Here is a 12844-nt window from a genome sequence, read left to right as displayed (position 1 = left end):
CCTGCGCATGATGCTGATGTCCTGCCGGGTGATGTCCCGCGGCGTGGGCACCGTCCTGCTCAACCACATCATGACCCTCGCCGCGGCGGCCGGCGTCTCGGCCTCGCCCGGTTCGGTGTCGCCTTGTTCGGCGTCGGCGGCGCCGGATGCGGCGGGGGCCTCCGGCCGGTCGGCGGGCTCCGCGCCGTCCGCCGTGTCCGCCGCCGCGGCAGCGTCCGCCGCCGGTTCCGTGTCGGTCGGGCCCTGCGGCTCGGCCACCGGCCGTTGGGCAGCGGTGGGTTCGGGGTCCGCGGCGGCCGCCGGATCCGGCCCCGGCTCCGGCCCCGCCCCCGGCCCTGGTCCCGGATCCGGCTCCGGGGTCGCCTCCCCGGTCGCGGCACCTGCGGCAGTTGCTGCCGAGGAGGTGGTGTCCTCGCCGGTCACCGTCGTCGCCGGGGCGCTCTCCGGCTCGGACTCGGGGCGCTGGTCCGGGGGTTCACGCCGATCGGATGGGGCCGGGGCACCGGCGGAGGTGTCGCCGTCGGTGCCGTTGGGTATGTCTGCGTCGGCCCCGGGATCACCCGTGGTCCCGGCTTCGGTACTGTTGGTCGTTCCGTCCGCGGTGCGGTCACCCGATGCCGGTCCGCCGCCCGCTGTGTCACCCTCGGCGTCGCCGGGGCTGTGGCCTCCGCTGTTCATGCGATCATTCTGCCGCCGTGTGCCCCTTGGGAGAAGCACCACACGGCTGCTGCGCGTGCCTTGTTTTTTTGACCGCGGGCGGTGTGCTGGGTAGGCTCTGACCTCGTGCCTGGGGTGTCCCCTGCGCGCCTGCCGATTCACCGAGGTGAACGTCGCGGGTGTCGTCGGACCCCGATATCTGCACCCCCACCGCTGACGGGGTTCCGTCGCGGCGGAGGGGACAGCTTCGACACACCCGACCGCGTGGGTCGGCGGTGGCCCAGGTTAGTGGTACCGAGACGGCACACAGAAACCGGAGAGACTGTGCCAACGATCCAGCAGCTGGTCCGAAAGGGCCGGCAGGACAAGACCGAGAAGAACAAGACTCTCGCGCTCGACGGCTCGCCCCAGCGGCGCGGCGTCTGCACGCGTGTTTTCACCACCACCCCGAAGAAGCCGAACTCGGCGCTGCGGAAGGTCGCACGTGTGCGTCTGACCAGCGGCATCGAGGTCACGGCCTACATTCCGGGTGAGGGCCACAACCTCCAGGAGCACTCCATCGTGCTCGTGCGTGGCGGTCGGGTCAGGGACCTGCCGGGTGTTCGTTACAAGATCATCCGCGGCTCGCTCGACACCCAGGGCGTCAAGAACCGCAAGCAGGCTCGCAGCCGCTACGGCGCCAAGAAGGAGAAGTAAGAATGCCTCGTAAGGGCCCTGCCCCGAAGCGCCCGGTCCACATCGACCCGGTCTACGGCTCTCCTCTGGTGACGTCCCTGATCAACAAGGTGCTCCTGCACGGCAAGCGCTCCACCGCCGAGCGCATCGTGTACGGCGCCCTGGAGGGCCTTCGCGAGAAGACCGGCAACGACCCGGTCGTCACGCTGAAGCGCGCCCTGGAGAACGTGAAGCCGACCCTGGAGGTCCGGTCCCGCCGTGTCGGTGGCGCCACCTACCAGGTGCCGGTGGAGGTCCGCCCGGGTCGTTCCTCGACGCTGGCGCTGCGCTGGCTGGTGGGCTACTCCCGTGCCCGCCGCGAGAAGACGATGACCGAGCGCCTCATGAACGAGCTGCTCGACGCGTCGAACGGTCTTGGCGCCGCCGTCAAGAAGCGTGAGGACACGCACAAGATGGCCGAGTCCAACAAGGCCTTCGCGCACTACCGCTGGTAGTCGCTACCCCATCGAGACCGAGAGAAGACCGAAGCCTTATGGCTACTACTTCACTTGACCTGGCCAAGGTCCGCAACATCGGGATCATGGCCCACATCGACGCGGGCAAGACGACCACCACCGAGCGGATCCTGTACTACACCGGTGTGAGCTACAAGATCGGTGAGGTCCACGACGGCGCTGCCACGATGGACTGGATGGAGCAGGAGCAGGAGCGCGGCATCACCATCACGTCCGCCGCGACGACCTGCCACTGGCCGCTCGACGATGTCGATCACACGATCAACATCATCGACACCCCGGGGCACGTCGACTTCACCGTTGAGGTGGAGCGCTCCCTGCGGGTGCTCGACGGTGCTGTCACCGTGTTCGACGGTGTGGCCGGCGTCGAGCCGCAGTCCGAGACCGTCTGGCGACAGGCGGACCGGTACGGCGTGCCGCGTATCTGCTTCGTCAACAAGCTGGACCGTACGGGCGCGGACTTCTTCCGTTGCGTCGACATGATCGTGGAGCGGCTGCACGCCGTGCCGCTGGTCATGCAGCTGCCGATCGGTGCCGAGGCCGGCTTCCAGGGCGTGGTCGACCTCGTCCAGATGAAGGCCCTGGTCTGGTCCGAGGAGACCAAGCTCGGCGAGATGTACGACACCGTCGACATCCCCGCGGAGCTCCAGGACCAGGCGGACGAGTACCACGCCAAGCTGGTCGAGGCCGTCGCCGAGAACGACGAGGAGATGATGGAGCTGTTCCTGGAGGGCACCGAGCCCACCCAGGACCAGCTGCGCGCGGCGATTCGCCGCATCACCCTCGCCGAGGGCGACGTCACCATCACGCCCGTCTTCTGCGGTACCGCGTTCAAGAACAAGGGCGTGCAGCCCCTGCTCGACTCCGTGGTCCGCTACCTGCCCTCGCCGCTGGACGTCGAGGCCATCGAGGGTCAGTCCCCGAAGGACGCGGACGAGGTCATCGCCCGCAAGCCGTCGGAGAGCGAGCCGATGTCGGCCCTGGCGTTCAAGATCGCCAGCGACCCGCACCTCGGTCGTCTGACCTTCATCCGCGTCTACTCCGGCCGCATCGAGACCGGCACCCAGGTGCTGAACTCGGTGAAGGGCAAGAAGGAGCGGATCGGCAAGATCTACCGGATGCACGCCAACAAGCGTGAGGAGATCAGCTCGGTGGGTGCCGGCGACATCGTCGCCGTCATGGGTCTCAAGCAGACCACCACCGGTGAGACCCTCTCCGACTCGGCGCACCCGGTGATCCTGGAGTCGATGGAGTTCCCGGCCCCGGTCATCGAGGTCGCCATCGAGCCCAAGTCCAAGGGCGACCAGGAGAAGCTGGGCGTCGCGATCCAGCGGCTGGCCGAGGAGGACCCGTCCTTCCAGGTCCAGACGAACGAGGAGACCGGCCAGACCATCATCAAGGGGATGGGCGAGCTCCACCTCGACGTGCTGGTCGACCGCATGAAGCGGGAGTTCCGGGTCGAGGCGAACGTCGGCAAGCCGCAGGTGGCCTACCGCGAGACGCTGCGCAAGTCGGTCGAGAAGATCGACTACACGCACAAGAAGCAGACCGGTGGTTCCGGCCAGTTCGCGAAGGTGCAGATCGCTCTCGAGCCTCTCGAGGGTGACGGCTACGAGTTCGTGAACAAGGTCACCGGTGGCCGCATCCCCAAGGAGTACATCCCCTCGGTGGACGCGGGTTGCCAGGAAGCGATGGAGTTCGGCGTGCTCGCCGGCTACCCGCTGACCGGTGTCAAGGTGACGCTGCTGGACGGCGCCTTCCACGACGTCGACTCGTCCGAGATGGCCTTCAAGATCGCCGGTTCCATGGTGTTCAAGGAAGCCGCGCGGAAGGCCAGCCCGGCCATCCTCGAGCCGCTGATGGCCGTTGAGGTCACCACGCCCGAGGACTACATGGGCGACGTCATCGGCGACATCAACTCCCGGCGTGGTCAGATCCAGGCCATGGAGGACCGCACGGGCAACAAGGTCGTCAAGGCCCTGGTCCCGCTGTCGGAGATGTTCGGCTACGTCGGCGACCTCCGCAGCAAGACCTCCGGTCGCGCCAGCTACAGCATGCAGTTCGACTCCTACGGCGAGGTCCCCAAGGCCGTCTCCGAGGAGATCATCGCGAAGGCCAAGGGCGAATAATCCGGGGAACTCCCGGATCAGACACCCACTAAGCTGGAGCAAAACGGCATACGGGGCAGTGCCTCGGTCGGTCGTCCGCGAGGACGGCGGACCGGGGTCGCCCCGGAGTCACACCCCCCAGCGAAACGGCCAAGGGCATCCCCCTCGGGGTCCTGGCCGATTCGGTAACACCACCTGGCCCTCGCCGCAAGCCGCGGCGGGGCGTACAGCACCAGTCCATCAGGAGGACCCCCGTGGCGAAGGCGAAGTTCGAGCGGACTAAGCCGCACGTCAACATCGGCACCATCGGTCACATCGACCACGGTAAGACCACTCTTACCGCGGCGATCACCAAGGTGCTGCACGACGCGTACCCGGACCTGAACGAGGCCTCGGCCTTCGACCAGATCGACAAGGCGCCCGAAGAGCGTCAGCGTGGTATCACCATCTCCATCGCGCACGTCGAGTACCAGACGGAGCAGCGTCACTACGCTCACGTCGACTGCCCGGGTCACGCGGACTACATCAAGAACATGATCACCGGTGCCGCCCAGATGGACGGCGCCATCCTCGTGGTCGCCGCCACCGACGGCCCGATGCCGCAGACCAAGGAGCACGTGCTCCTGGCCCGCCAGGTCGGCGTTCCGTACATCGTTGTCGCCCTGAACAAGGCCGACATGGTGGACGACGAGGAGATCATGGAGCTCGTCGAGCTCGAGGTCCGTGAGCTGCTCTCGGAGTACGAGTTCCCGGGCGACGACGTTCCGGTCGTCAAGGTCTCCGCGCTGAAGGCGCTGGAGGGCGACGCCGAGTGGGGCAAGACCGTCCTCGAGCTGATGAAGGCCGTCGACGACTCGATCCCGCAGCCCGAGCGTGACGTCGAGAAGCCCTTCCTCATGCCGATCGAGGATGTCTTCACCATCACCGGTCGCGGTACGGTCGTCACCGGCCGCATCGAGCGTGGTGTCCTGAAGGTCAACGAGACCGTCGACATCATCGGCATCAAGGAGACCAAGACCACCACCACGGTCACGGGCATCGAGATGTTCCGGAAGCTGCTGGACGAGGGTCAGGCCGGTGAGAACGTCGGTCTGCTGCTCCGCGGCATCAAGCGCGAGGACGTCGAGCGCGGCCAGGTCATCATCAAGCCCGGCTCGGTCACCCCGCACACGGAGTTCGAGGCGCAGGCGTACATCCTGTCGAAGGACGAGGGTGGCCGTCACACCCCGTTCTTCAACAACTACCGCCCGCAGTTCTACTTCCGTACCACCGACGTGACCGGTGTGGTGCACCTCCCCGAGGGCACCGAGATGGTCATGCCGGGCGACAACACCGAGATGCGCGTCGAGCTGATCCAGCCCGTCGCCATGGAGGAGGGCCTGAAGTTCGCCATCCGTGAGGGTGGCCGGACCGTGGGCGCCGGCCAGGTCACCAAGATCCTCAAGTGACCTGACGCCCCCTTCCGGGGGCTGCCGACATCGGCATGACAGGGCCCGGTCCCACCGCATCCCGCGGTGGGGCCGGGCCCTGTCGCGTGCCGGGCGGCCGGTGCGGCGCGGGGCGGGGCGGGTGGCCCCGGCCGGGGCGGTCGGCGGTCCGGCGGTCGGGCGGCGGGGGAGCGGTGGCGCGGGGGCCGTGACGAGCGGCGGGACCGCTCACCGACCGTTCGTAGACCGTTCGTCGCACAGCCGGGGACCGTTCGGCGCGGGTACTCCGCTTTTGCCGACTCAGCCGGTAGGCCCACTGACACGGGCGAGTGACCTTCCTTACATTCGCGCGAACGCGTCACCACGTCCGGTCCTTCCCGGGCGTACGTCCCCGACACAGGAGCCGGTCATGACCACCCAGCCCACGACGACCGAGGCAGGAGAGCCACCGGAGCCGGATCTCAAGGCCCGCTCGGTGGTCATGCACACCGACCCGCGCTTCCTGGAACTGCGTGCGCGACTGCTGCGGTTCGTCGTACCCGCGACCATCGCCTTTCTCTGCTGGTACCTGCTCTACGTCGTCATGTCCGCGTTCGCCCGGGACGTGATGTCCACCCAACTGGTCGGACCGTTGAACCTCGCGCTGCTCTTCGGGCTGCTGCAGTTCGTCTCGACGTTCGGCATCGCGGTGGCCTACGCGCGGTACGCCAACCGACGGCTCGACCCGCTTGCCGACGACCTGCGTACGGAGCTCGAGAACGGAGAGGCCCGATGAACGTGCTGGCTCAGGCGGACGTGTCCTCGGAGGGCCGTCTGATCACCGTCGTCCTCTTCACGGTGATGATCGCGGTCACCCTGCTGATCACCGTGTGGGCGAGCCGCCGCGTCAACTCGGCGAGTGACTTCCACTCGGGCGGGCGTGGCTTCTCCGGTATCCAGAACGGCTTCGCCATCGGCTCCGACTACATGTCGGCCGCGTCGTTCCTCGGGATCGCGGGGACGATCGCGCTGTTCGGGTACGACGGCTTCCTCTACTCGATCGGCTTCCTCGTCGCCTGGCTGGTGGCGCTGCTGCTCGTCGCGGAGCTGCTGCGCAACTCGGGTCGCTACACCATGGCGGACGTGCTGTCGTACCGGATGCGCCAGCGGCCGGTCAGGACCGCGGCCTCCGTCTCGACCCTGACGGTGTCGATCTTCTACCTGCTCGCCCAGATGGTCGGTGCCGGCGCGCTGATCGCGCTGCTGCTCGGTATCCAGCCCGGTGAGACCTACCTGGGCATGAGCGCCGACACCGCGAAGATCGCGGGCATCGTGGTGGTCGGAATCCTGATGATCGTCTACGTGACGTTCGGGGGCATGACCGGCACCACCTGGGTCCAGATCATCAAGGCCGGCATGCTCATGGGCGGCGCCGCGCTGCTCACGATCATGGTGCTGGCGGTCTACAACTTCAACTTCGCGGCGCTGATGAACGACGCGGCCGAGGCGAGTGGCGTCGGCGCGGCCTTCCTGGAGCCAGGACAGGTCTACGGCCGGGAAGTCGCGGGTGACGCCTGGCAGACGATGGTCAACAAGCTGGACCTCATCAGTCTCGGCCTCGCGCTCGTGCTCGGCACCGCCGGGCTGCCGCACATCCTCATCCGCTTCTACACCGTCCCGGACGCCAAGACGGCCCGCAAGTCCGTGAACTGGGGCATCGGGCTGATCGGCACCTTCTACCTCATGACGCTGGTCCTGGGGTTCGGCGCGGCGGCCATGGTCGGTCGGGACGCCATCACGGCACAGAACGCCGCGGGCAACACCGCCGCTCCCCAACTGGCCGAGGAGGTCGGCGCGCACTTCGGAGGGGACCTGCTCGCCGCGGTGATGCTGGCCCTGATCGCCGCCGTGGCCTTCGCGGCGATCCTGTCCACCGTCGCCGGGCTCACCATCGCCTCGTCCTCCTCCCTCGCCCATGACTTCTACAACAACGTGCTGCGCCGTGGGCAGGCCAGCGAGCGGGACGAGATCCGCGTCGCCAAGATGGCGGCTTTCGGGGTGGGTACGATCGCCATCGTCCTGGCCGTCTTCGCGCAGAACCTCAACGTCGCGTTCCTGGTGGCACTCGCCTTCGCCATCGCGGCCTCCGCCAACCTGCCGACGATCCTGCTGAGTCTGTTCTGGAAGCGGTTCAACACCACCGGCGCGCTGGCCGGGATCTACGGCGGCCTGCTGGCGGCTGTCGGGCTCGTCTTCTTCTCCCCGGTGGTCTCCGGCAAGACCGACGCCGACGGGAACAGCCTGTCGCTCTTCCCCGCGGGGGTCGACTTCGCCTGGTTCCCGCTGGAGAACCCCGCGTTGGCGTCCGTGCCGATCGGTCTGCTGTGCGCCGTGGTGGGAACGCTCGCGTCGCGCGAGACGGACCCGGCCCGGTTCGCCGAGCTCCAGGTGCGCGCCCTCACCGGCGCCGGGGCGGAGGGGGCCGCGAATCACTGAGGCGGGCGGGGCCGGGCCGCGCCCCGTTCCGCCCCGGTCGTGGCCACCTCCGGCCGGGGCGGGCCGCCGGCACCGGTACCGCTCACCGTCGTGCCGACGGCCCCGCGGCGGCCGGCCGTCCCGTGGGTCCCCCTCCCCGGGCCCGGGGCGACCGGCCGCGCGCGGGCTCGCCCCCCGGAGGTGCGACCACGCCCTCGTCGGACACCGGCGGTGTGAACAGAGTTGGCGCCCGATTCTCCTCAGGGGATTGACGCCTTCACCTTGGCTGTACATGCTGCCTGCCGTGCCCACATCAACAACCGAGGCCGTGACCGGCGCTGATGCCGCCGCCGACCCGGCCCCGCCCGCCCGCCGGCGGCGAACACCGAGCGCGGACCGCGCGCCCGGACCCCGCCGCGAAACTCTGCTCGCCTGGGGGTTCCTCGCCCCGTCGATCGTCGTCTTCACGCTCTTCCTGCTCTATCCGCTCGGCCGCACCGTCTACCTGTCGATGCACGGCAACGACATCATCGGTCGCCCCTCCCGATTCGTCGGACTGAGCCACTTCCAGGAGATGTTCTCCGCGGACTTCGGCAAAGTCCTGGTCGTCACCGCGCTGTTCACACTCGGCGTCGTGGTGCCCGGCGCGATCGGCGCCCTGGCCGTGGTGCTGCTGCTGGAGTCCCAGGTCCGCGCGCAGCGGTTCTTCCGCAGCGCCTTCGCCCTGCCGTTCGCGTTCTCCGTCGCGAGCGCGTCCGTCATCTTCGCGGTCTTCTACAACCCCGCCAGCGGCGTCCTCAACGGCCTGCTCTACCAACTCGGCCTCGGCCAGGTCGCCTGGTTGACCAGCACCGACATGGCGCTGATCTCCATCTGCCTCACCACCGTCTGGATGAACCTCGGCTACGGCGTGCTGATCCTCGCCGCCGGCGTCGGCTCCATCCCCCGTGAGGTCAACGAGGCGGCGCTGCTGGACGGCGCGTCCGGCGTGCGGCGCGCCTGGTACATCACCGTGCCGTTGCTCGGCCCGCAGCTGTTCTTCCTGATCGTCATATCGACGATCAACGCGCTGCAGGGGTTCGGACAGATCCACATCCTCACCCAGGGCGGGCCGGTCGGGTCCACCACCACCCTGGTCTACTCCATCTACCAGCTGGCCTTCGCCCACGGCACCAGTGACTTCGGCCGAGCCAGCGCGCAGGCGCTGGTGCTGCTGCTGATGGTGCTCATCTGCACCGCGGTCCAGTTCGGCGTCATCGAACGGAAGGTGCACTACTCATGAGGATCACGCTCGGCCGCGTGCTGGTCTACGTGGTGCTGCTCCTGGCGCTGGTCCCGGTGCTCTTCCCCGTCTACTACGTCTTCGCCGGCACCTTCATGGAGCCGCGGGAGCTGTCGCGGTTCCCGCCGCAGCTCGTCCCCACCGGCTTCCACCTGGACAACATCCAGCGGGTGCTGGACGCCGTGCCGCTGATGCGGATGTACGGCAACTCGCTGATCATGGCGGGCATCATCACCGTCGCGCAGCTGGTGACCTCGGTGCTGGCCGCCTACGCCTTCGTCTTCCTGCGCTTCCGCGGCAGCGCCGTCATCTTCGCGCTGTTCCTCTCCACCCTGATGGTGCCGGGCGAGGCCACCTTCATCCCCAACTACCTGACGCTCTCCGGCTGGGGGCTGCACAACAGCTACCTCGGGCTGGTGCTGCCGTTCCTCGCGTACGCCTTCGGCACCTTCCTGCTGCGGCAGAGCTTCAAGCAGTTCCCGCTCGAACTGCGCGACGCGGCGCGGGTGGACGGCATGGGGCACCTGCGGTTCCTCTGGACCATCCTGCTGCCGCTCAGCAGACCGGCGCTCAGCGCGGTCGGCGTCTACGTCTTCATCAGCTCCTGGAACATGTACTTCTGGCCGCTGATCATGACCCGGACCACCGACATGCAGACGCTCCAGATCGGCCTCAACAGCCTCAAGAACGCCGAGGCCGCCAACCCCGGTCTCTGGCTGGCCGGCGCGGCGCTGTCGGTCCTGCCGACCCTCGCCCTGGTCGTGTTCGGCCAGCGCTTCATCGTCCGCGGTCTGACGGCGGGCGCCGTGAAGTGACCCCGCGCGGGCCGCCGCCACCGCGGCCCGCCCTCGCGGCCCACCGGCTCCGCAGCCGGCCGCTGCCCCCCGACACCACATCTCCGCGCGGGCGTCCGCTCACGCGCCCGCCCCCGTCCCCGGGCCGACCGTCCCGGGGACGCCACGGCACGACCGAAGAGAAACGGAACACGCCACCATGACGCTCCGCAGCCGTACCGCTGCTGTCGCCGCAGGCGCCTCGATAGCCCTGCTCCTCAGCGCCTGCTCCACCGACGACAACGGCGGGGGAGGCGGCGGCGCCTCGGCCTCCGACGTCCCCGGCGCCGAGGTCCTGGACGACCTGGACCAGGCCGTCGAGGTCGAGTTCTGGCACAGCATGGACTCCACCAACGGCCAGGTCCTCAACGGCCTCATCGACGAGTTCAACGCCGCCAACGAGGGCCGCGTCCGGGTCACCGGCACCTTCCAGGGCGACTACGACACGACCCTCGCCCAGCACCGCGCGGCCATCCAGCAGGGCGACACGGCCAACCTGATCATGGTCTACGACCTCGGCACCCAGTTCATGATCGACTCCGGGCAGACCGTGCCGGCCCAGGCGTTCGTCGACAAGGACGAGTACGACACCGGGGCCCTGGAGGACGCGCTCCTCAACTACTTCACCGTCGACGGCGACCTGCGGTCCTTCCCGTTCAACAACTCGACCCCGCTGATGTACATCAACCGGGACGCGTTCGAGGAGGCCGGCCTCGACCCCGACAACCCGCCCAAGGACCTGGCCGAGATCCGCGAGTTCGCCGAGGCGCTGACGATCACCAGCGACGACGGCCAGGTCGAGCAGTACGGTTTCGGCGCCGCCGTCTACGGCTGGTTCGTCGAGCAGTTCATGGCCCGCGCCGCCGTCCCGTACTGCGACAACGGCAACGGTCGCGAGGGCCGCGCCGCGGAGGCGCTGTTCAACGACCCCAAGATCGTCGAGGTCGTCGAGTGGTGGCAGTCGATGATCGACGACGGGCTCGCCGTGCAGATCGGCCGCTCGACCGACGATGCCCAGGCCGCCTTCACCTCCGGCCGCGCCGCCATGACGCTGGAGTCCACCGGCTCGCTCGGCGGGTTCCTGGAGCAGTCCGAGTTCGAGGTCGGCGCCGGTTACTTCCCGCTGGTCTCCTCCGACGACCCGGGCGGCTCGATCATCGGCGGCGCCTCGCTCTGGATCAACGGCGAGGGCCACAGCCAGGAGGAGGTCCGCGGCTCCTGGGAGTTCGTGCAGCACCTCCTCACCGCCGAGTCCCAGTCCGTCTGGCACGCCGGTACCGGCTACCTCGCCGTCAACACCGAGGGCTACGACGGCCCGGAGGCCCAGGAGCGCGCGACCGAGTTCCCGCAGTTCGCCGTCGCCGCCGCGCAGCTGGCCGACTCCGAGACCAGCGTCAACACCGCCGGCTGCATGATGGGCGTCATGTCCGACGCCCGCGTCGCCGCCGAGGAGGGCTGGGAGGCCGCCCTCACCACCAATGACAGCGCCGAGGCCGCGCTGACCCGCGCCAAGGAGTCGCTGCAGCGCAAGATCGACGAGTACAACGACTCCGTCGGCTGACCCGCTCCCCGCGGTGGCGGCCCCGGCACCCGGCCGGGGCCGCCACCGCGCGCGGCCCGCCGCTCCGCCCCACCGCCGTCGCGGACCGCCCGGCCGTCGTGTCGTGGTGGCCGTCGTGTCGCCGCGTCGTCGTGTCGTCGTGCGCGGACACTACAGCGGGCGGCACCCCTGGGCTAAGGTCCGGCCATGCCGCTCCGGATGCGACGACGCAGATCCACCGTGGGGGAGACCGCCGCGGTGCTCGACGCCGTGCACGAGATCGGCGAGCACCTCGGCGACGGACTCCGCGGCCGCGGCACGCCCGCCGCCACCCGCCGCCTGCGGTCGCTGCTGCACGCCGACACCGTCGTTCTGGCCGACCTCGAACAGCCGCTGGCCATCTCCGGCCGCGTCCCCGACACCGACGAGCTGTCCGCCGTCCTCGCCCGCACCTTCGAACACGGCGCCACCGCCCGGCACGCGGGCTGGACTGCCGTCCCCCTGCTGGTGGACGGCGAGCTCACCGGAGCTCTCGCCGCCACCGGCGCCGGCGAGAGCGACCTGGAGGCCGCGGGACGGCTCGTCACCCGCTGCCTCGACCACTCCGCGCTGCGCCGGGCCCGCGCCCGCATAGCCCAGGCCGAACTGCGCACGCTCCGCGCCCAGATATCGCCGCACTTCCTGCACAACGCGCTCGCCGTGATCGCCGCCCGCATCAAGGCCGACCCGCCGCGGGCGCGGACCCTGCTCAACGACTTCGCCGACTACCTGCGCTACAGCTTCTCCCACCAGGGCGACTACGCCACCGTCGCCGCGGAGTTGCAGGCCACCCAGACCTACCTGGAACTCCAGCGCGCCCGGTTCGACGACCGCATGGAGATCACCGTCCGCATGGCGCCGGAGATCCTGCCGGTGGCGCTCCCGTTCCTGGTGGTCCAGCCCATCGTCGAGAACGCCGTCCGCCACGGCCTCGAACCCCGCCCCGGCCCCGGCACCGTGACCGTCTCCGGCTTCGGCGAGGGACCGCTGTGCGTCATCGTCATCGAGGACGACGGCGTCGGCATGGACCCCGAGCAGGCCCAGGCCGTCCTCGCCGGTGCCTGGCAGCGCCCCGTCACCGAGGAACCCGGCGCAGGCGTCGGCCTCGCCAACGTGGACCGGCGGCTGCGCACCGTCTACGGCCCCGAGTACGGGCTCGTCATCGAGACCGCACCGGGACTCGGCACCAAGGTCGTCATCCGGGTGCCCCGGTTCATGCGCGGGGTGCGGGCCGCCGGCGGGCCGCGCTCGAGCCGGGCCCACCCCGTCGGCCGTACCGCCCGCGGCGGGCAGCCGCCGGAACCGGCGGCGGCC

10 protein-coding genes and 1 pseudogene are annotated in these 12844 nt (G+C 69.5%); 10 read left to right on the top strand and 1 reads right to left on the bottom strand.

Going from position 1 to position 12844, the window contains the following annotated elements:
- A pseudogene (locus HCN52_RS15395) lies at positions 1 to 678 on the bottom strand (hypothetical protein); the annotation flags it as partial.
- A gap of 303 nt (positions 679 to 981) precedes the next feature.
- Here HCN52_RS15395 and rpsL point away from each other — a divergent pair.
- From rpsL to HCN52_RS15345, 10 genes are all read left to right on the top strand, one after another.
- A complete protein-coding gene (rpsL, locus tag HCN52_RS15390) occupies positions 982 to 1353 on the top strand; it encodes a 30S ribosomal protein S12 (protein ID WP_103501105.1) in 372 nt (123 codons plus the stop codon).
- Positions 1354 to 1355: 2 nt separating this feature from the next.
- On the top strand, positions 1356 to 1826 hold the full coding sequence (gene rpsG / locus HCN52_RS15385; protein WP_167933005.1) for a 30S ribosomal protein S7: 471 nt from the start codon (positions 1356 to 1358) through the stop codon (positions 1824 to 1826).
- Between the two features lie 38 nt (positions 1827 to 1864).
- Positions 1865 to 3976, top strand: coding sequence for an elongation factor G (gene fusA / locus HCN52_RS15380; RefSeq protein ID WP_168089015.1), 2112 nt, complete (start codon positions 1865 to 1867; stop codon positions 3974 to 3976).
- Between the two features lie 233 nt (positions 3977 to 4209).
- Positions 4210 to 5403, top strand: coding sequence for an elongation factor Tu (gene tuf / locus HCN52_RS15375; protein ID WP_167969338.1), 1194 nt, complete (start codon positions 4210 to 4212; stop codon positions 5401 to 5403).
- A gap of 388 nt (positions 5404 to 5791) precedes the next feature.
- Positions 5792 to 6157: a DUF485 domain-containing protein gene (locus HCN52_RS15370; protein WP_168089014.1), complete on the top strand. Its 366-nt coding sequence runs from the start codon at positions 5792 to 5794 to the stop codon at positions 6155 to 6157.
- Positions 6154 to 7857, top strand: coding sequence for a monocarboxylic acid transporter (locus HCN52_RS15365; RefSeq protein ID WP_168089013.1), 1704 nt, complete (start codon positions 6154 to 6156; stop codon positions 7855 to 7857). The genes HCN52_RS15370 and HCN52_RS15365 overlap by 4 nt, the downstream gene beginning before the upstream one ends.
- Positions 7858 to 8140: 283 nt before the next feature.
- Entirely contained in the window at positions 8141 to 9118 is a 978-nt protein-coding gene (locus tag HCN52_RS15360; protein WP_312876714.1) for a carbohydrate ABC transporter permease, read from the top strand.
- Positions 9115 to 9933, top strand: coding sequence for a carbohydrate ABC transporter permease (locus tag HCN52_RS15355; protein ID WP_168089012.1), 819 nt, complete (start codon positions 9115 to 9117; stop codon positions 9931 to 9933). Before HCN52_RS15360 ends, HCN52_RS15355 begins: the two co-directional genes overlap by 4 nt.
- Positions 9934 to 10111: 178 nt before the next feature.
- Positions 10112 to 11512 carry an ABC transporter substrate-binding protein gene (locus HCN52_RS15350; RefSeq protein WP_168089011.1) on the top strand — a complete coding sequence of 467 codons (1401 nt, stop codon included), beginning with the start codon at positions 10112 to 10114 and terminating at the stop codon, positions 11510 to 11512.
- A 198-nt stretch (positions 11513 to 11710) separates the two neighbouring features.
- Positions 11711 to 12844 (top strand): sensor histidine kinase (locus HCN52_RS15345; protein WP_168089010.1); only part of this gene is annotated, 1134 nt, incomplete at its 3' end.

This window comes from Streptomyces bohaiensis (genome assembly GCF_012033785.1).
Taxonomy (GTDB): Bacteria; Actinomycetota; Actinomycetes; order Streptomycetales; family Streptomycetaceae; genus Streptomyces; species Streptomyces bohaiensis.
This window is presented reverse-complemented; position numbering and strand designations above follow the sequence as displayed.

Excerpts from the sequence above, each read along its gene's own strand:
- HCN52_RS15365 (WP_168089013.1), top strand. The coding sequence starts at position 6,154 with ATGAACGTGCTGGCTCAGGCGGACGTGTCCTCGGAGGGCCGTCTGATC.
- rpsG (WP_167933005.1), top strand. The coding sequence starts at position 1,356 with ATGCCTCGTAAGGGCCCTGCCCCGAAGCGCCCGGTCCACATCGACCCG.
- fusA (WP_168089015.1), top strand. The coding sequence starts at position 1,865 with ATGGCTACTACTTCACTTGACCTGGCCAAGGTCCGCAACATCGGGATC.
- HCN52_RS15350 (WP_168089011.1), top strand. The coding sequence starts at position 10,112 with ATGACGCTCCGCAGCCGTACCGCTGCTGTCGCCGCAGGCGCCTCGATA.
- HCN52_RS15355 (WP_168089012.1), top strand. The coding sequence starts at position 9,115 with ATGAGGATCACGCTCGGCCGCGTGCTGGTCTACGTGGTGCTGCTCCTG.
- HCN52_RS15370 (WP_168089014.1), top strand. The coding sequence starts at position 5,792 with ATGACCACCCAGCCCACGACGACCGAGGCAGGAGAGCCACCGGAGCCG.